Source organism: Phyllobacterium sp. CCNWLW109, from assembly GCF_037203905.1.
In the GTDB taxonomy this organism is placed as follows: Bacteria; Pseudomonadota; Alphaproteobacteria; order Rhizobiales; family Rhizobiaceae; genus Phyllobacterium; species Phyllobacterium ifriqiyense.
The window spans coordinates 176832-194069 of the sequence record NZ_JBBCBK010000002.1; the positions used below are offsets into that span (position 1 = coordinate 176832).

A 17238-nucleotide genomic window follows, 5' to 3' on the forward strand; every position below is an offset into this window, starting at 1 on the left:
TATAAAAAGCAATAATTACTTATAATTGTAGGTATATTCCGATGCAACCAAAAGACGATTATTCTCGTATCTATGTGTGGGCACGGAATGAGCCTTTTGCGATATTGAGTTTGCGATGACGGAGCGCCGTCTGGAGCCATCCATTGCAGCACGGCTTTGTTATGCGGGCCTGCCAAAAACCGCCTTGGTAGAGGCATTCACGCGGTATCGTCAAAACGGCACGTCATTTATCGAGGAACTTTACGCGGTAAATGGCATAGACCATTTGCTGCTCACGCAATGTCTCGCAGAGGAAGCAGGCCTGGTCTTTGAGAACATAGACGATGATCTTCATATTATCTCACCAAGCGGCGCGGAATTTGTGGATATGCGCCACAGGCGGCATATCGTGGGAGTCACTGCGGATTTTACGCTGAAGATTTATACCGCACCCACGCTCTCAACCATTGCCCGGATCAAGCAGGGTCTTGTCGATAGAGGTGTTGAGGGTCCTCCCGTCAACATAATCTCCCCAGCACGCCTGACGCAGTTTTTTCTGGCAAAGCATTCGGATCATCTAGCACGCAACGCTGTTAATATGCTTGAGAATGGTCCAAGACATTCGGCTCGCACCGTGGCCGACGGTCAGCAAGGCGTTATTATCGGAATGATAATTACTGTTTGCCTGTTCCTCGCAATGCTCGCTCCGAACTCGCTTTGGCAGGCATTTCACGCTCTTTTCTCTCTGCTGTTTATGGGCTGTATTCTTTTGCGGTTTCTGGCGGGCCGCCATGCCTCCAATCAAACCGTGCAACTCATGAAGAGTACGAGCGGCAGCTTACCAAAATACACCGTTATGGTGGCGCTGTATAAGGAAGCTGAGGTGGTTCCTCAGCTTGTAGAAGCGATGAAGCAGCTTGATTGGCCGCGCTCGCGTCTTGAAGTTCTGTTCCTTTGCGAAACGGACGATTATCACACCCGCGCGGCCTTCGAAAAAGAAATGCTACCCGCCAGCTTCAAAATTATCTGCGTGCCTTGCACAGGCCCACGAACCAAGCCGAAAGCGCTTAATTATGGTCTGCAATTGGCGGAGGGCGATTACGTCGTTATCTATGATGCGGAGGATCGCCCGCATCCCGGTCAGTTGCGCGAGGCCTGGCAAAGATTTTCAGAAAGCACCGACGGGAAGCTGGCCTGTCTTCAGGCCCCGCTCGTCATTACCAATGAAAGGGACAGCTGGATCGCACGGCAATTTGCATTTGAATATGCAGCGCATTTCAGAGGGCTCTTGCCTTGGCTGGCCGATGGTCGATTTGTGGTTCCGCTCGGCGGCACATCCAACCATTTTCGTCGTGAGTGTCTGGTGGAGGTTGGAGGCTGGGATCCCTTCAATGTCACCGAAGATGCAGAGTTGGGTTCAAGGTTTGCGCGTCATGGATATCGCATCGAAATGCTCTCACTGCCCACAGCAGAGGATGCACCAATCGAAGTTGGAATATGGCTGAAACAGAGAACGCGATGGTTGAAAGGTTGGATGCAAACATGGCTGGTTGAGATGCGGCAACCCAGGGAAATGCTCCAGCGGGCTGGATTAAAGCGCTTTCTGGTTTACCATGTCCTGACGGCAGGCGTTTTGGGTTCTGCGCTGCTCTTTCCCTTCATGGTGCTTTTCGTCAGCTACATGCTGCTTATGATCACGCTTGTGAAGAGTACCGGTTTTGCGGGTCCCATCCTCATTTTTGATTTGATGAATATTGTTTCGGGTTTCCTCTCATTTCATTCCCTCGGTCGGGCGGCCCTGAAAAAAGAGAAAATGTCGGGTTGGATATTGCCGGGCTTGCCAATCTATTGGGCGCTCATATCTTTGGCAGCGTGGCGGGCGCTTTGGCAATTATATGTCGCGCCTTTTCTTTGGGAAAAGACGCCGCATCGTCCCGTCCACTCGGCAATTTCTTTCAAATAAAGTCTGGACCGTTTCCGATGATCAGGGAATCTTCATTGCCGATTACCGCCAGGTCACGATCCGCATAGGGCAGGCTCAACAAAATTCGCCGTATGACGGCAATTCGCGCACGACGTTTATCGTTTGATCGGACGATCGTCCAAGGTGCATATGCCGTATGGGTTCGCGCCAGCATGCTATCGCGTGCTTTGGTATAATCATCCCATTTTTCGGCACCGGCAATGTCGATAGGCGAAAACTTCCAGTTTTTCAGTGGACTGTGTCGGCGATCATGAAAACGTTTCAGCTGCATCGTCTGGCCAATGTCCAGCCAAAATTTGAAGAAGTGGATACCATCCGCAACGATCATGCGTTCGAAGCCGGGCGTCTCCTCCAGAAAAGACTCGTGCTGTTCGGGCGTGCAAAACCCCATAACAGGCTCCACGCCGCCACGATTATACCAGGAGCGGTCGAAGGTCACGAACTCACCCGCACTTGGGAAATGCGAAACATAGCGCTGGTAATACCATTGTGTGCGCTCGGTTTCACTCGGTTTGGGCAAGGCAACATTGCGTGCAGAACGCGGATTCATGTATTGGCGCAAGTTGAATATTGTGCCGCCTTTGCCAGCTGCATCTCTTCCCTCGAACACCGAAATCAAGCGACCGCCTGTCTTCTGAAGCCAGCTTTGCATCTTTACAAGCTCGATCTGGAGCTTCTCCAGTGTCTCCGCATACTCATCGCTGGGCATTTTTTCGGTGTAAGGAAAGCCTCCCGATGTCAGGTCTCCATCATCAATCCAGTCTGGCAATGTCGGATTGTTGATATCAAACTTACGCTTCTTGCCATCAATCTTCAGCTTGAGGGTCGCGATCTCGGGTTTGGATGATGTTGATTTCTTTTTTGAATCTTTGCCCAATGCGAGGTCCTCAATTGACATAAATCCATGTTATTGGGACAGCAGTGTGGCGTCTAGTGGTTAAAAACACTGACTGATCGGGAGGTTAGTGGATGAGTATCTGGGGGCAGGATGGTAGCGGGCTAAGGCGCCGGGCATTGGAGCGCATTATCCGTTCGCGTTTCATACTTGCCGCCGCCGCTTTCATTACCGCCTTGATACTTGGAGTAAGTGAATCCTGGTGGCTAAGTTTTGCCGTTCTGATGATCGTTCTTGTGAGCGTCGTGGTGGTATCCGCAGCATTGCCGAGGACGGAAAAACCCGTAACAGCGGATCCCGGCGATCCAGCGATATTCCACTTGTCGGGCCAGCAATTGGCGGCGCAATTACCGGACCCGCTGATAATTTTTGATCATGAGGGCACTATTCTTTACGTCAACCCGGCGGCGAGCGGCGCATTTCGCTCGGTGGAGCGCGGCGGGGTTCTCATGTTGCATTTCCGCGCGCCGGAAATGCAGTCGCTGGTTCATTCGGTCATGGCGGATGGCGTAGCACGTTCGGTGGATTATTTTGAGCGGGTGCCGGTCGAGCGCTGGTACAGCGCGACGGTTCTTTTGCTGGATCAAGCGCGAGCGGGTGATCGGCAATATCTTCTATCCTTCCGCGACCAGACAGAAGCCCGTCGGCTTGAGCGCATGCGTTCAGATTTTATCGCCAATGCCAGCCATGAGCTGCGCACGCCGCTCGCCTCGCTCTCAGGCTTCATTGAGACATTAAGAGGCCCGGCACGTAAAGACGAAGCGGCTCGCGATAATTTCCTGGAAATCATGCAAAAACAGGCCGAACGCATGGCTCGGCTGATAGACGATCTTCTGTCGCTGTCGCGCATCGAAATGAAGGCGCATATTGCTGTGAAAGATCAGGTTGATCTGGCCGCTATTCTTAATCACGTTGCCGATTCACTTCGTCCCGTTGCCTCCGATTTGGGTATTACTATCGAGCGGGATATCGATCCGGGGCCAGTCAACGTGCTTGGGGATCGTGACGAGCTCACGCAGGTGTTTCAAAATCTGCTGGAAAACGCCTGCAAATATGGACAATCCGGAAAACGTGTCATTCTGGAGCTCAAGCAGACGGGCGATATGACCAAGGTGACCGTGCAGGATTTCGGGCCGGGAATACCCGATGAACATATTCCGCGCCTTACCGAGCGATTTTACCGGATTGATGTGGAAACAAGCCGGGCGCAAAAAGGCACTGGTCTGGGACTTGCCATTGTAAAACACATTCTGACGCGGCATCGCGCGCGACTGATAATCCGCTCGCAGGTCGGAGAAGGTTCATCCTTCACGGTGGTTTTCGGTCCGCAAAAAGTGTAGCCGCCGACCTACAAAAAAGGCGCCAATTGGCGCCTTTTTTGTTTAACTCTGATACGCGGCTCAATTAGCGACGGCGACGATCCGAAGCTGGCTGATAGGCCAGACGCGAGTGGTATGTGCAATAAGGCCCGCCTTCGCCCACATCATTGCCGCAGAAATTGAAGCCAGGCAGCAATGGATCACCAACCGGCCACTTGCAGGTGCGTTCGCTAAGCTCGACCAATTCGAGTTTGCGAGAGATCGGCACCACAACATCGGTAACCGTCCGCGTAACCATGGGCACGAGATCGGTGCTGTATTCCGCCTGCAATGCGGTCGCTCCAACGCTGCGATTTACAACGCGGCTCGACATGTGACCGACGGTTGCACTGCTGCTGCGCTGGCTGCTGGATGCAGCGGTATTGACCTTCTTGCTGCGGGTCTGCGACGAGGTTGTCTTGCCGCGTCCGGACAGCTTTAGCCGGTGCACTTTGCCGATGACGGCATTGCGGCTGACGCCGCCCAGTTGTGCTGCGATCTGGCTTGCACTCAGGCCTTCGGCCCAAAGTTTCTTCAGCTGCTCTACGCGCTCATCTGTCCAGTTCATTGTTCCCTAGCTCCATATGGGGCTTTGTTTTGTACGGCTTGCGGACTGAATCCTTCCTCGCATCTGGATTGCTCCAGATTGTATCAATACTATATCTATTCAGATGACGAGGACGCCGTACGAAATCTAGCTATTTCGTTTCCCAAGCTACAATATGCGATGACTCCGTGACAAGAGTCAGGCTTGGGTTGCAGGGGTGCTTTTTTTGGTTTTCCCCAACTTGCGCGTTAAACTGTTGCAAAAATGACGTTTTACGGCTTTGTCGACAAACCAAATAATACCGGGCCGTTGAGCCCGCCGGTTGCAATCAAAATACAGCAATATTTGTGATGTAAGTCTTTTGAACTGTTTATTTGACAATTGGAAACTGAATGATGATATTGCTTTGGTGTGGCCGCCCCCAAAAATGGCATTGTGGGGCGGCTTTTTGATTTAATCATTGCCGATTTCCTTTAAGGGTCAGCAGTACGAAAAATAGGGTTATGGAGGCCCGGAAAAAATGACGGACGCAAACGCGCAACCGCTATACGACACTTTTGCTCGTGCGGATCTGCGCTTTGAGCGAGGAAACGGTGTATGGCTGACGACCGAGAGTGGCGAAAACTATCTTGATTTTGCTGCCGGTATCGCCGTGAACCTGCTTGGTCATTCGCATCCGCATCTGGTCGAAGCTCTGAAGACCCAGGCCGAAAAGCTTTGGCATTTGTCGAACCTCTATGAAATTCCCGGCCAAACCCGGCTGGGACAGCGCCTTGTCGACAATACATTTGCCGATAAGGTGTTCTTTGCGAATTCCGGTGCCGAAGCACTTGAATGCGCCATCAAGACCGCGCGCCGCTATCATTATGTAAATGGCAATCCGGAACGCTTCCACATCATCACTTTCGAGGGTGCTTTCCATGGCCGGACGCTTGCGACAATCGCCGCAGGTGGACAGGCGAAATATCTCGAAGGATTTGGTCCCAAGGTTGAAGGTTTCGACCAGGTGCCTTTTGGTGACGAGAAGGCTTTGAAAGCCGCAATTGGTCCTCAGACCGCAGCTATTCTGATCGAGCCGATCCAGGGCGAGGGCGGCGTTCGCCCGGTTCCCGATGCGGATCTGCGAGCCCTGCGCAAGCTTTGCGACGACGAGGGTATTTTGCTCATCCTGGACGAAGTGCAGTCAGGAATGGGTCGTACCGGCAAGCTTTTTGCCCACGAATGGTCAGGCATCAAGCCTGATATCATGGCTGTGGCCAAAGGTATTGGAGGCGGTTTTCCGCTGGGTGCATGTCTTGCAACAGCTGAAGCTGCAAAGGGCATGACCGCTGGCGTGCATGGCACTACCTATGGTGGCAATCCCTTGGCAATGGCCGTTGGCAATGCCGTGCTCGATATCGTTCTTGCGGATGGCTTCCTTGATCACGTGCAACAAATGGCTTTGCTGATAAAGCAGGGACTGGCTTCTATTTCCGATCGCTATCCGGATGTTATTTCCGAAGTCCGGGGGCGTGGCCTTCTTGTTGGTCTTAAAGCGGTTGTTCCGAACACGACGCTGGTACAGGCGCTGCGCGATGAACATCTTTTGACTGTGGGTGCCGGCGACAATGTTATTCGTCTTCTGCCACCATTGATTGTAAGCGAAGAAGAAATGCGCGAAGCATTGTCGAAAATCGAAGCTGCGGCAGCACGTCTTGCTCCTGCATCCAGACAGAAGATCGCGTGAGGGTAATCCAATGACAATCAAGCAGGATCTCCGTCACTTTACGGATCTTTCGGCGCTTTCATCAGGCGATCTTAGGCTTATTCTTGACGATGCGCGCGCGCGCAAGACGCGCTTGAAATCCGGCAATATTGAAAAGCCATTCGCCGGTAAGGTGTTGGCGATGATTTTCGACAAGCCATCGACCCGTACTCGCGTGTCTTTCGATGTTGGCATGCGTCAACTCGGTGGTGAAACACTTATGCTGACCGGCTCGGAAATGCAGCTAGGGCGTAGCGAAACCATTGCCGACACCGCCAAGGTTTTGTCGCGTTATGTCGATATTATCATGATGCGTACGACAACCCATGAACGGCTCATCGAGATGGCGGAAAATGCCACTGTGCCGGTTATCAATGCGCTGACCGATGATACACACCCTTGTCAGATCATGGCTGATATCATGACGTTTGAAGAGCATCGCGGCCCCGTTAAGGGCAAGACGTTTGCCTGGACAGGCGATGGCAACAATGTTCTGCATTCATTGGTCGAAGCGGCAGCGCGATTTGACTTCAATCTGAATATTGCAACGCCCGACGGCAGTGAGCCGGAGCGGAAATATCTCGATTGGGCGCGTAATGCCGGGGGCAAGATCAAGCTTACCACCGATCCTGTTGCTGCTGTTGAAGGTGTGGATTGTATTGTCACAGATACCTGGGTTTCCATGGGGCAGGAAAACCGCGCCCGTGGTCACAATGTATTCATGCCCTATCAGGTCAATGATGCGTTGATGAAGCATGCAAACCCTGATGCATTGTTCATGCATTGTCTGCCCGCGCACCGGGGCGAGGAAGTTACGGATTCTGTTATTGACGGACCGCACTCGGTGGTTTTCGATGAGGCTGAAAACCGGTTGCATGCGCAAAAGGCCATTCTCGCATGGTGTCTTGAAGGAGGGCGCCCTGGTGTCTGAATCATCAAGCTTTCCCGATGAATATGTATTTGCAGGCGATGACGCTGTAGTCCCGTTTCAGGTTCAGGGTCTGGATGCCCGCGGTCGAGCGGTCCAGCTTGGGCCTGCGCTGCATGATATATTGAGCCGCCACGATTATCCTGAGCCTGTTGCGCAACTCCTGGCTGAGGCGATTGTTCTGACTGTCCTGCTCGGCACTTCATTGAAATTTGAAGGCAAGTTCATTTTTCAATCGCAGTCAGACGGTCCCGTCGACATGCTGGTTGTTGATTTCCGCACCCCGAATTCTGTGCGTGCCTATGCACGCTATGATGAAGAACGTCTTGCTGATGCGATTGAAGCGGACGAGCTTTCCCAGGTCGAACTCATGGGCAGCGGCACGCTGGCATTGACCGTGGATCAGGGCGAGTATTCGCAGCGATATCAGGGCATTGTCGCGCTTGACGGTTCCAATCTTGAAGAAATCGCGAAAACCTACTTTCGTCAGTCGGAGCAGATTCCTACCGATTTGCGGTTGTCGGTCGCCAAGTTGATCGAGCGCGGAGAAGATGGCAAGCCTGTTGAGCAATGGCGTGCTGGCGGCTTGATTGTCCAATTCCTTCCCGAGTCTGAGTTGCGCATGCGGCAGCGTGATCTGCCTGCTGGCGATGCTCCGAATGGCGATTCTGAAGATGATGCCGAACTCTTCGAGGATGATGATTGGGCGGAAGTAAAGGCGCTGGTTTCCACGATCGAAAGCTCAGAGCTTACTGATCCGCAGGTGGGCGCGGAGCGATTGCTCTATCGCCTTTTCCACGAACGGGGCGTCCGGGTTTTCGACGCGGTTCCGGTCAATGATGATTGTTCCTGCTCTCGCGAGAAGATTGCCGGGGTTCTTTCAGGTTTCACCGCTGAAGAAATCAATGACAGTATCGAGGAAGGCAAAATCAGCGTTACCTGCGAATTTTGCTCGACACAATATGATTTCGATCCAGCAGAATTTCTGCCAAAAAACTAGGAATTCGCATTATGACAATCAGGGATAGTAACGGCGCCGAACTGACCGACGGCGATTCTGTAACCTTGATCAAGGATCTCAAAGTTAAGGGTACGTCGGAAACAATCAAGCGGGGAACCTTGGTCAAGAATATCCGCTTGAATGGCCGCGACGGTGAAATTGAGTGCAATACGAAGCAGGTAAAAGGGCTCGTGTTAAAGACAGAGTTCGTCAAGAAGGCCTGACCTGTGAGAGCCTAGGCTCGAAACTCGGCCGTCATTTCATGTGCGATCGTTACCACAATCAACAGGACGATAAAGGCGCTGACGATCAGCCACAGCGGCCATGGCCGGGTTGACTTCTTGGCCAGCAGGCCAACGATCAATCCGGGCACGGCAACGAGTGCCACGAGCTGGCTGGCGGCTTCTGCATTTGTGGTAAAGCTTGGAAGCCGAAATCCGAAAAAAAGCGCGGTAAGTCCAACCAACAAGGCAATGGCGGAGCAGCTAAGCGCCTTGATGTAAGGCGATTGGGTTCGGTTGGTTTCCTGCATCGTTTCTTCCATAATCAGTTTAATGTCCGCAATTGATCGGGAAGATCAAGCGAAAATGCTGGAATCTCTATGTTGAAACGATCTCCGCCATTGGTTTGCATGACATAGTGTCCAACCATGACGCCCGAAGCGGTCTTGAGCGGACAACCAGATGAATACTGAAAACTGTCTCCTGGATTGAGTACGGGCTGTTCTCCAATAACGCCAGCGCCGCTTACTTCTTCCACGCGGCCATGGGCATCGGTTATTTTCCAGTAACGGGAGCGCAATTGTACCGTACGCTCAGATTCATTGGCGATGGTTATACGATAGCCCCACACATAATGGTTAGCGGCCGGGTCGGATTGCTCCTCCAGATAAAACGGTTCGACACTAACCTCTATGTCGCACGTGGTGGCTTTATACATTCCTGCTCTCATCGCGTGAGCCTTCTCCATCTCATCCGGAAAGCATTACGCGCAATTGAAGTATCCGCGATCAGTACAATCATCGTGACGTATGTATTTGATATCACGGCTCAAAGCCGTGACGTCAACCTTCTCAATCTAAATCATTTGTGATCGCAGCTTGGGAGCTTCAAATGAGACAAACCGCGACGGTTTCATTCCCGGCGCGACAGCTACCCGATCAAAGAGTAGCCTTCAATGCAATGTCGAGATCTTCGATCAGGTCGTCAGCATCTTCCAGCCCGACAGACAAGCGCAATAATCCGTCGGAAATTCCGAGCTCAGCCCGCGCTTCGTCGGTAAGGTTCTTATGGGTTGTCGTCGTCGGATGCGTAACGAGGCTTTTTGAATCGCCCAGATTGTTGGAAATCAGGACAATCTCAAGAGCATTCTCAAATTTGAATGCTGCCTTTTTGCCGCCCTTTACTTCAAAGGCAAGCAAAGTGGAGCCGCCCTTCATCTGCCGGGAAATAATATCGGCTTGCGGATGGTCCGCACGCCCCGGATAGATGACTTTCGAGATCGCGGAATGGGTGGAAAGGAAGTCTGCGATTTTCGCAGCACTTTCAGTTTGCTGCCGAACACGAACGGATAGTGTTTCCAGACCCTTGAGCATCACCCATGAATTGAATGGGCTCAGGCCCGGACCAGTATGGCGGAAATATTCATGCAGGTTTTCGTCGATCCATGCCTTGTCCGAAAGGATCATGCCGCCGAGGCAACGGCCTTGTCCATCAATATGCTTGGTCGTTGAATAAACGACGATATGCGCGCCAAGTTCGAGCGGCTTCTGGAAGAGCGGTGTGGCAAACACATTGTCGACGATAAGTTTTGCGCCAACTGAATTGGCGACGTCTGCCACCGCGCTGATATCAATGACTTCAAGCGTTGGATTTGTCGGGCTCTCCAGGAACAGGACCTTTGTATTCGGCCGAATGGCATTTTGCCAATTCTCAATTTTGGAACCGTCGATCAAGGTGAAGTCCACGCCATAGCGCGGCAACAATGTCTCGATGATATACCGACACGAGCCGAACATGGCGCGGGCGGCCAGCACGTGATCACCGGCCTTGACCTGACAGATAATGGCCGCTGCGACCGCTGCCATGCCCGATGCAGTGGCGCGTGCATCTTCGGCACCCTCGAGGGCGCACATGCGCTTTTCAAACATGTCTGTCGTAGGGTTGGCATAGCGCGAATAAATGAAACCGGGTTCTTCGCCCTTGAAACGGGCTTCCGCCGCCTCCGCATTGGGATAGACAAACCCTTGCGTCAGAAACAGGGATTCGGATGTCTCGCCAAAACCGGAGCGAAGCGTTCCGGCATGAACGAGCTGAGTGGCAGGGCGGAGCGTGCGGGCAATGTTCCCGATTTTTGTATCTTCTGGCATCGTCTTCTCAATCTGCCTGATCAGGCAATAAAAAACCGGCCTTGCGTGTCTCGCAAAAAGGCCGGAACGATACCGGGCCTCTTTTAGCAAATTATTTTACGTGGCTGCAAGCCGGCCGGCCAAATCACCACGGGATAAAACTGCTTTAATCCTCTCTGGCGCTTGCGTCAACGGGGTGAAACGCTAAAGCTTTCCTCATGTTTTACGGGGTTGAACGGCTAACATGAGCAGACACCAAGCGGGCATTCTTGCCGATAACGGTATCAGGGCATTGTATCAGGCGGGGTCGCTAAAGACTGCGCGTGATTTTGACAGCGATCAAATTCAACCGGCGAGCCTGGATTTGCGGCTTGGAACCAAAGCCTATCGGGTGCGCGCCAGTTTCATGCCGGGGCCTGGCACGGCTGTCTTGTCGAAGCTGGAGCGTCTAAAGCTGCACGAGATCGACCTGAGCGAGGGCGCTGTTCTTGAAACCGGCTGTGTCTATATCGTCCCGCTTCTGGAAAGCCTCGATCTTCCGCCGGACATTTCTGCTTCAGCCAATCCGAAAAGCTCAACTGGCAGGCTCGACATTTTCACACGTGTCATAGTCGACGGTGCGCAGGAATTCGACAAGGTGCCCGCAGGGTACAAGGGGCCACTTTATCTGGAAGTCAGCCCGCGCACATTCCCTATCGTTGCAAGAGCAGGCTCCAGGCTGTCACAGATACGTTTTCGTACAGGCAGGGCGCAATTGGAAGAAGCTGAGCTGACAGCGCTCCATGCCAATGAAATATTGGTGGCTTCGGAGACGCCGAATATATCGGGCGGAGGTATAGCGCTTTCTATAGATCTGACAGGCGATGCAAACGGGCTGGTCGGTTATCGCGGCAAGCATCATACGGGCGTGGTCGATGTCGACAAGCGCGGCGCTCACGATCTGTTCGATTTTTGGGAACCAATCCATGATCGCGGTGCGCGTGAGCTCGTGCTCGATCCAGACGAGTTCTATATTCTCGTTTCCCGGGAGGCAGTGCATGTCCCCCCCCTCTATGCGGCTGAAATGACGCCCTTTGATCCTCTGGTTGGTGAGTTCCGTGTTCACTATGCAGGGTTCTTCGATCCCGGCTTTGGACATACCGCTGCCGGAGGCACAGGAAGCCGTGCTGTGCTGGAAGTGCGCAGCCATGAGGTGCCGTTCATTCTTGAACATGGGCAGATCGTTGGAAGACTGATCTACGAGCATATGCTGGAACGCCCAGCCGCGCTTTACGGTACCGACCTCGGTTCAAACTATCAGGCTCAAGGCTTGAAACTCTCCAAGCATTTCAAATAGACTTACGGTGCTAAAGCCCGGCTTGACAAAGCCGGGCTCAACCGGTCCTGATAAGGTCATGCGGGTGTAGCTCAATGGTAGAGCAGCAGCTTCCCAAGCTGAATACGAGGGTTCGATTCCCTTCACCCGCTCCAGATTGAAACCTTCAAGCCTGATAGCTCCGCCTTGATTGCAGTCTGCAAAGGCCATAAGAGTTATCGCGATGAAGAGCGAGCCCCGGAGTTAAAATGTCAGAACGCACAAACCGTTTCTTGGGAGATACGCCGGGAAGGGTATTGCTGAAACTGATAATTGTTTCGCTGGTTGTTGGCGTCGTCATGAGCGCCTTCAATTGGTCGCCGATGGATATTGTTTACGGGGTCGAAAACTTCGTCCGGCGTATCTGGAATCTCGGATTCGGGGCGATTGAAGGTTTTGCATCCTACTTGCTGCTTGGAGCAGCGGTTGTTGTTCCATGTTTCATCATCCTGCGGATTTTGAATTACCGCCGGTAAAACAAAAATTACTTGCACAGCAGCTTTAACGTGAAGCAGCCATAATTCGGCGCTACCCGCATGCGCTCGATATTCAAGGGTTGCTCATGCCAAACACCAGTTTTCAAATTTCCCGCCGCCACTTCATCGGTCTGGCTGCCGTCGGAACCTTGCTCCCGCTGGCCGCCTGTCAGACCATCGGGCCTGCCGGCAACAGTACAGGCGCTTCGGCTTCTGCGAGCGCAAACATCAATAATATTCGTAACGGCAATGGACTTTCTGGTTTGGAGAGCGATACCATTCTGGAGCGAGCAGCCGGACAACAGGCAGCCTATATGGCGAAGGCCGGGCGCATGGTTCACACCACGGGCTGGGGAAAGAGTTTCGAAGCACGGGTCAAGACCAACGAAATTCATGGTGCCGCTGCAGAGAATATTGCAATGGGGCGCATGGACATCGACCGGCTTTTCGCGATGTGGATGGCGTCCCCGCCACATCGTCGCAATATGCTGGATGCTCGTTTCAAACGCTATGGCTTGGCCTATGCCGAGGCAAAGGGTGGTAGCGGAGAGCGATACTGGGCGCTGGTTCTTGCAAGCTAAGGTAGTTGTCGCAATTACTCTGGCAAGGTTTGATGCGCGGTGGCATAGAGAAACAGCAGCTGATTCCGGTTGCAATGCCGGTGCCATAGATGATGATCGATACGCCACCTGTTCTCAGTTCAAAAACTATTCGCCCTTTTGAGGTAACGAATCGCCTCATGTTGGCCATTACCATTCCAGTAATGCTGGCATCGCTGACAACGCCATTGCTGGGGCTCGTCGATACTGCCGTGGTTGGTCAGCTTGGTGATCCACATTTGCTGGGTGGTCTTGCCATTGGGGCGTTGGTCTTCGATTTTCTGTTTTCGACCATGAACTTCCTACGCGCCGGGACGACCGGGCTGGTTGCGCAAGCCATGGGGCGGCACGACAATATTGAGCAACAGGCGGTCTTCTGGCGCGCTATCGGCATCGCGGTTGTTGCGGGACTCGTCTTTATAGCGGCAACGCCACTTATCCTCAGTGCTACGATCAGCTTCATGAATCCGGGTAAGGCAATCGCCGATGCCATATCGACATATGTATCGATCCGGTTGCTTTCCTCGCCCATGGCGCTTGGCAATTTTGTGGTGCTCGGCCTCCTTTTGGGGCAAGGCAAGGCGATGCAGGGTCTTTATCTTCAATTCCTGCTGAACGGCATCAATGTCGTCATGACGATCTGGCTCGGACTTGTTATGGGATGGGGCGTTGTGGGTATTGCATGGGGCACAGTGCTTGGCGAAACCGCCGCGCTTCTTGTCGGGCTCGCCCTCGTTTACAGGCAGTTTCGTGCTGTAACCAATCCATCCCGCGCGCGCATTCTGGATATGCACGAAATACGCAGGATGTTTACCGTCAATCGCGATATCATGTTGCGTTCGTTCTTCCTGTTGATCGCCTATACCTATTTCACGCGCGCAGGGACGGAAGCAGGCGCTGTAACGCTTGCAACCAATGCTGTCCTGATGAATTTCCTGCTGATCTCTGGCAATTTGATCGACGGCGTTACCACTGCCGCAGAACAGATTGCCGGGCGAGCCGTGGGTGCGCATTATCGCCCGGCATTTGACCGTGGTATCAGGCTGTCATTTTTGTGGGGGATGGTGCTTGCATCCCTCATGGCGCTGTTTTTTCTGATCTATGGCAATGCCATTGTCGCGGTGCTGATCAAATCACCCGAAGTGCAGGCTCTTGCCGCGATCTATTTGCCCTGGGCGGCCCTATCGCCGGTCGTCGGCCTGTTGGCGTTCCATATGGACGGCGTGTTTATCGGCGCAACCTGGTCACGCGATATGCGCAACATGATGGTTCTGTCATTGCTGGGCTATTTTGTGGCCTACTTCATATTGCCGAAATATTTGGGCAATCACGGGCTATGGCTTGCCTTGTACCTGTTTCTCGGACTGCGTGGAATATCGCTCTTATACATCCTGCCCAGCAGAGCACGCGTACAGTTTGCCGATTAGTCCGGGGTGCTTCTTGATGCCCAATCATTGACATCGCGATCGCGCAATTCTGCAATATTGGAGATAGCTTCCCTGCGCATTATTGCCGAAATTTCCTTGATGATCTGGCCAGCAAGACCCGGCCCTTGGTAGATCATACTGGTATAAAGTTGCACAAGATCAGCTCCTGCGCGAATTTTGCTGATCGCCGCTGCGGCGCTGTCTATACCGCCCACGCCTATGATGGGAAGGCGTACGCCGACCCGCTGGCGCATTTTGGCGAGTATGATCGTTGAACGCTCAAAAACAGGACGGCCTGAGAGGCCGCCGGATTGGGCAGCGTTGCCGGTATTCTTCAAGCCGGATCGAGCCAATGTCGTATTGGAAACGATAAGCCCATCGAGCGGATGCAAGGCAATTTCCGCCGCGATGTCATCAAGGCTGGCATCGGGCAAATCCGGTGCAATCTTGAGAAAAACCGGTCGTTTGGCTCCAGAGCGCGCAGCGAGATCGTCACGCGTTTCCAGAACTTTGCCAAGCAACTCTTTCAGGCTGTCTCGAGTTTGCAAATCCCGCAAGCCGGGCGTGTTTGGTGATGAAATATTGACGGTGAAATAGCTTGCAAGATCATGGAACTTGCGAATTCCCGCCACATAATCGGCGATCCGATCAGAGGAATCTTTATTCGCGCCAATGTTGACGCCGACAATACCGCCGCGCCCGCGTCGCTCACTCAGACGTTTAAATGCAGCATCGTGCCCGCCATTGTTGAAACCAAGGCGATTGATCACTGCCTCGTCCTCGACAAGACGGAAAATACGTGGCTTTGGGTTGCCCGCCTGGGGCAGCGGCGTCAACGTGCCGACTTCAGCAAATCCAAATCCGAGCTTGAGCAAGGCATCGGGAATTTCAGCGTTCTTGTCATAGCCAGCCGCCATGCCAAGCGGGTTGGGAAAGTCGAGGCCCGCTACGTTGACACGCAATGCCGGGTCGCTGATCGGGGCACAGGCTGGGACAAGGCCAGTCTTGAGCGCCTTGATCGAAAGGCCGTGAGCGTCTTCCGGATCGAATTTGAAGAGCAGATTGCGACCGATTGTTTGAAACAGGCCGCTCATGCCGTTAGCTCCGGAAATATGTGTTTGCCATCACTGCCGAGAGGCAGCGGCTTTACCCATTCAACAGCATCGAGCGGCAATAGTGCATAAAGATGGGGGAAGAGGGCGCCGCCCCGCGATACTTCGAATTTGAGCGCCTGACCAAGTCTGTCGGCACGCACAGCGACCAGAAGCAGATTATCTTGTCCGGCAAAATGCTTGTCGGCCGTTTCCCGAACCTGCTCTGCTGTCGAAAAATGGATATAGCCATCGGCATGGTCGATAGGCGCGCCATCGAATACACCCTTACTTTCGGCCACCTGCCAAAGCGCACGCGGTGTCAGCTTATAAATCATTTGTGTCATTACAGGTTTACTAGACGCAAAACCGCCATGCGCAAAGCGTAGACTGCACTCGATAACAGAAATATCGGTCGTTTTCGGATTTTTGGCGTATTGTTTGATCATGATGGATCGTCTGCAAAGGCTGGAGGAACTCAATGTCACGCACACTCGCACCATTCGCCTTTCTTGCTGCTGCATCGCTATTTGCAGGATCAGCAACGGCACAAGAAACAACAAGTTACTCGCTGGAGAAAACCGCAGACGGTTATGTCCGGATGAATAATAAAACTGGTGAAATGTCGATCTGTCATGAAAAGCTTGGCCAACTGGTCTGCAAAGTTGCAGCGGAAGAACGCACGCTTTACGAAGAAGACATTGCCGATCTGAGGGCTCGTGTTGCCAAGCTGGAAGATACGGTGGCCGGAATCGGCAAGCTGCCGCCAGTGGTCCGCGACAATCTTCCTTCAGATGAGGATTTTGAAAAAGGCCTGAGCTACATGGAAAAGTTCATGCGCCGCTTCATGGGATTGGCCAAGGAACTCGATGGGGAAAACAAGGATGCGCCGTCAAATCCGGCTGTTCCGCAAAAGACCTGAAGACTTCGGATTTTGACAGTAAGTTGGCAGTAGGCACTGTGCATTGAATCGCATTTGTTCTTGATTTGTTCTGCAACTTCGTGCACCTTTATCGCTTGGAATTCTTCTCTGGGAGCGATGAAATGTTTGCCGTACCAACATTGATTGGAGAGGTTTCGATCAGGCTTTTTGTGCGACATGGTGATCAGCAGGATGCCCTCGATTTTTATGAGAATGTATTCGGGGCAAAACTGGCGGGTCGTCCTTATTTGCATGACGGTGTTTTGATTGCCGCCGAAATACGCATGGGTGAATCGGTAATTATGATTGTGGGAGCCAACCCGAAACGTGATGCTGATGCCTCGCTGGGTGGTCCTCGCTCTGCCCATGCTATTGGCGCAACACCCGTTATGCTGGATATCCATGTGGATGATGCGGATCGCGTGATGCATCATGCAATCTCGGAAGGTGGAACGGCACGCAACGAAGTGGAGACGCTTGAGAGCGGCGATCGCGCTGGCGTGCTGGTCGACCCGTTCGGCCATATTTGGGTCATCAAGTCACGCCGCAAGCATCTGGCAGCGTGACTGGTCAGAAAAATGGATGCC

Annotated in this window: 19 protein-coding genes, 1 tRNA gene and 1 riboswitch; of the genes, 13 read left to right on the forward strand and 7 right to left on the reverse strand. The window is 53.0% G+C overall.

The window, feature by feature from the left end:
* Window positions 1-115: 115 nt before the first annotated feature.
* The gene (locus V9K92_RS06145; protein WP_337353579.1) at window positions 116-1942 is read left to right on the forward strand and encodes a glycosyltransferase; all 1827 of its coding nucleotides are present in this window, start codon (window positions 116-118) and stop codon (window positions 1940-1942) included.
* Here V9K92_RS06145 and ppk2 read toward each other — a convergent pair.
* Window positions 1935-2840 carry a polyphosphate kinase 2 gene (ppk2, locus tag V9K92_RS06150; protein ID WP_336440624.1) on the reverse strand — a complete coding sequence of 302 codons (906 nt, stop codon included), beginning with the start codon at window positions 2838-2840 and terminating at the stop codon, window positions 1935-1937. The genes V9K92_RS06145 and ppk2 overlap by 8 nt on opposite strands.
* Before the next feature lie 92 nt (window positions 2841-2932).
* On the opposite strand from ppk2, the gene phoR reads away from it, so the two are divergent.
* Entirely contained in the window at window positions 2933-4198 is a 1266-nt protein-coding gene (phoR, locus tag V9K92_RS06155; RefSeq protein ID WP_115051322.1) for a phosphate regulon sensor histidine kinase PhoR, read from the forward strand.
* 64 nt (window positions 4199-4262) lie between these two features.
* Here phoR and V9K92_RS06160 read toward each other — a convergent pair whose 3' ends face one another.
* Window positions 4263-4784 carry a GcrA family cell cycle regulator gene (locus V9K92_RS06160; RefSeq protein ID WP_115051321.1) on the reverse strand — a complete coding sequence of 174 codons (522 nt, stop codon included), beginning with the start codon at window positions 4782-4784 and terminating at the stop codon, window positions 4263-4265.
* Between the two features lie 499 nt (window positions 4785-5283).
* Here V9K92_RS06160 and V9K92_RS06165 point away from each other — a divergent pair, with 499 nt between their 5' ends.
* The 4 genes from V9K92_RS06165 to V9K92_RS06180 are packed head-to-tail and all read left to right on the forward strand — an operon-like array spanning window position 5284 to window position 8659.
* The gene (locus V9K92_RS06165) at window positions 5284-6489 is read left to right on the forward strand and encodes an aspartate aminotransferase family protein (RefSeq protein ID WP_336440622.1); all 1206 of its coding nucleotides are present in this window, start codon (window positions 5284-5286) and stop codon (window positions 6487-6489) included.
* A gap of 10 nt (window positions 6490-6499) precedes the next feature.
* Window positions 6500-7438 carry an ornithine carbamoyltransferase gene (gene argF / locus V9K92_RS06170; protein WP_115051319.1) on the forward strand — a complete coding sequence of 313 codons (939 nt, stop codon included), beginning with the start codon at window positions 6500-6502 and terminating at the stop codon, window positions 7436-7438.
* Complete coding sequence (locus tag V9K92_RS06175) at window positions 7383-8435, forward strand: Hsp33 family molecular chaperone (RefSeq protein ID WP_307282664.1); 1053 nt, start codon at window positions 7383-7385, stop codon at window positions 8433-8435. Before argF ends, V9K92_RS06175 begins: the two co-directional genes overlap by 56 nt.
* An 11-nt stretch (window positions 8436-8446) precedes the next feature.
* Window positions 8447-8659, forward strand: a complete 213-nt coding sequence (locus V9K92_RS06180) for an alkylphosphonate utilization protein (RefSeq protein ID WP_115051318.1) — start codon at window positions 8447-8449, stop codon at window positions 8657-8659.
* Between the two features lie 11 nt (window positions 8660-8670).
* Here the strand turns inward: V9K92_RS06180 and V9K92_RS06185 are convergent, their stop codons facing one another.
* The 3 genes from V9K92_RS06185 to V9K92_RS06195 form a co-directional block, all read right to left on the reverse strand.
* The gene (locus tag V9K92_RS06185; RefSeq protein WP_307282669.1) at window positions 8671-8967 is read right to left on the reverse strand and encodes a hypothetical protein; all 297 of its coding nucleotides are present in this window, start codon (window positions 8965-8967) and stop codon (window positions 8671-8673) included.
* Between the two features lie 14 nt (window positions 8968-8981).
* Complete coding sequence (apaG, locus tag V9K92_RS06190; RefSeq protein WP_336440620.1) at window positions 8982-9374, reverse strand: Co2+/Mg2+ efflux protein ApaG; 393 nt, start codon at window positions 9372-9374, stop codon at window positions 8982-8984.
* A gap of 220 nt (window positions 9375-9594) precedes the next feature.
* The gene (locus V9K92_RS06195; protein WP_115051315.1) at window positions 9595-10803 is read right to left on the reverse strand and encodes an O-succinylhomoserine sulfhydrylase; all 1209 of its coding nucleotides are present in this window, start codon (window positions 10801-10803) and stop codon (window positions 9595-9597) included.
* Window positions 10804-10864: 61 nt separating this feature from the next.
* A riboswitch (SAM riboswitch) is annotated at window positions 10865-10944 on the reverse strand.
* Between the two features lie 82 nt (window positions 10945-11026).
* Here V9K92_RS06195 and V9K92_RS06200 point away from each other — a divergent pair.
* The 5 genes from V9K92_RS06200 to V9K92_RS06220 all read left to right on the forward strand — a co-directional run bounded on the left by V9K92_RS06200 (window position 11027) and on the right by V9K92_RS06220 (window position 14638).
* The gene (locus V9K92_RS06200; RefSeq protein WP_337353580.1) at window positions 11027-12118 is read left to right on the forward strand and encodes a 2'-deoxycytidine 5'-triphosphate deaminase; all 1092 of its coding nucleotides are present in this window, start codon (window positions 11027-11029) and stop codon (window positions 12116-12118) included.
* 60 nt (window positions 12119-12178) lie between these two features.
* Window positions 12179-12252: transfer RNA gene (locus V9K92_RS06205), tRNA-Gly, on the forward strand.
* A 93-nt stretch (window positions 12253-12345) separates the two neighbouring features.
* Window positions 12346-12612, forward strand: coding sequence for a DUF6460 domain-containing protein (locus tag V9K92_RS06210; protein ID WP_115051313.1), 267 nt, complete (start codon window positions 12346-12348; stop codon window positions 12610-12612).
* A gap of 86 nt (window positions 12613-12698) precedes the next feature.
* Window positions 12699-13193: a CAP domain-containing protein gene (locus V9K92_RS06215; protein ID WP_337353581.1), complete on the forward strand. Its 495-nt coding sequence runs from the start codon at window positions 12699-12701 to the stop codon at window positions 13191-13193.
* 89 nt (window positions 13194-13282) lie between these two features.
* The gene (locus V9K92_RS06220) at window positions 13283-14638 is read left to right on the forward strand and encodes an MATE family efflux transporter (protein ID WP_337353582.1); all 1356 of its coding nucleotides are present in this window, start codon (window positions 13283-13285) and stop codon (window positions 14636-14638) included.
* Here the strand turns inward: V9K92_RS06220 and V9K92_RS06225 are convergent.
* Window positions 14635-15732 (reverse strand): quinone-dependent dihydroorotate dehydrogenase, encoded by a 1098-nt coding sequence (locus V9K92_RS06225; RefSeq protein WP_337353583.1) that lies wholly within the window; start codon window positions 15730-15732, stop codon window positions 14635-14637. The two genes, V9K92_RS06220 and V9K92_RS06225, sit on opposite strands and share 4 nt — an antisense overlap.
* Window positions 15729-16076: a DUF952 domain-containing protein gene (locus V9K92_RS06230; protein WP_115051599.1), complete on the reverse strand. Its 348-nt coding sequence runs from the start codon at window positions 16074-16076 to the stop codon at window positions 15729-15731. Before V9K92_RS06230 ends, V9K92_RS06225 begins: the two co-directional genes overlap by 4 nt.
* 134 nt (window positions 16077-16210) lie before the next feature.
* Between V9K92_RS06230 and V9K92_RS06235 the strand changes: the two genes are divergently transcribed.
* Together V9K92_RS06235 and V9K92_RS06240 are read left to right on the forward strand one after the other, a co-directional pair.
* Window positions 16211-16651: a hypothetical protein gene (locus tag V9K92_RS06235; protein WP_337353584.1), complete on the forward strand. Its 441-nt coding sequence runs from the start codon at window positions 16211-16213 to the stop codon at window positions 16649-16651.
* 122 nt (window positions 16652-16773) lie between these two features.
* On the forward strand, window positions 16774-17217 hold the full coding sequence (locus V9K92_RS06240) for a VOC family protein (protein ID WP_115051308.1): 444 nt from the start codon (window positions 16774-16776) through the stop codon (window positions 17215-17217).
* The last annotated feature ends 21 nt before the right edge of the window (window positions 17218-17238 follow it).

Bases quoted from the DNA above. Each gene is read 5' to 3' on its own strand.
- V9K92_RS06145 (WP_337353579.1), top strand. From the start codon at position 116: ATGACGGAGCGCCGTCTGGAGCCATCCATTGCAGCACGGCTTTGTTAT.
- phoR (WP_115051322.1), top strand. From the start codon at position 2,933: ATGAGTATCTGGGGGCAGGATGGTAGCGGGCTAAGGCGCCGGGCATTG.
- V9K92_RS06160 (WP_115051321.1), bottom strand. From the start codon at position 4,784: ATGAACTGGACAGATGAGCGCGTAGAGCAGCTGAAGAAACTTTGGGCC.
- V9K92_RS06165 (WP_336440622.1), top strand. From the start codon at position 5,284: ATGACGGACGCAAACGCGCAACCGCTATACGACACTTTTGCTCGTGCG.
- argF (WP_115051319.1), top strand. From the start codon at position 6,500: ATGACAATCAAGCAGGATCTCCGTCACTTTACGGATCTTTCGGCGCTT.
- V9K92_RS06175 (WP_307282664.1), top strand. From the start codon at position 7,383: ATGCGCAAAAGGCCATTCTCGCATGGTGTCTTGAAGGAGGGCGCCCTG.
- V9K92_RS06180 (WP_115051318.1), top strand. From the start codon at position 8,447: ATGACAATCAGGGATAGTAACGGCGCCGAACTGACCGACGGCGATTCT.
- V9K92_RS06185 (WP_307282669.1), bottom strand. From the start codon at position 8,967: ATGCAGGAAACCAACCGAACCCAATCGCCTTACATCAAGGCGCTTAGC.
- apaG (WP_336440620.1), bottom strand. From the start codon at position 9,374: ATGTATAAAGCCACCACGTGCGACATAGAGGTTAGTGTCGAACCGTTT.
- V9K92_RS06195 (WP_115051315.1), bottom strand. From the start codon at position 10,803: ATGCCAGAAGATACAAAAATCGGGAACATTGCCCGCACGCTCCGCCCT.
- V9K92_RS06200 (WP_337353580.1), top strand. From the start codon at position 11,027: ATGAGCAGACACCAAGCGGGCATTCTTGCCGATAACGGTATCAGGGCA.
- V9K92_RS06210 (WP_115051313.1), top strand. From the start codon at position 12,346: ATGTCAGAACGCACAAACCGTTTCTTGGGAGATACGCCGGGAAGGGTA.
- V9K92_RS06215 (WP_337353581.1), top strand. From the start codon at position 12,699: ATGCCAAACACCAGTTTTCAAATTTCCCGCCGCCACTTCATCGGTCTG.
- V9K92_RS06220 (WP_337353582.1), top strand. From the start codon at position 13,283: ATGATGATCGATACGCCACCTGTTCTCAGTTCAAAAACTATTCGCCCT.
- V9K92_RS06225 (WP_337353583.1), bottom strand. From the start codon at position 15,732: ATGAGCGGCCTGTTTCAAACAATCGGTCGCAATCTGCTCTTCAAATTC.
- V9K92_RS06230 (WP_115051599.1), bottom strand. From the start codon at position 16,076: ATGACACAAATGATTTATAAGCTGACACCGCGTGCGCTTTGGCAGGTG.
- V9K92_RS06235 (WP_337353584.1), top strand. From the start codon at position 16,211: ATGTCACGCACACTCGCACCATTCGCCTTTCTTGCTGCTGCATCGCTA.
- V9K92_RS06240 (WP_115051308.1), top strand. From the start codon at position 16,774: ATGTTTGCCGTACCAACATTGATTGGAGAGGTTTCGATCAGGCTTTTT.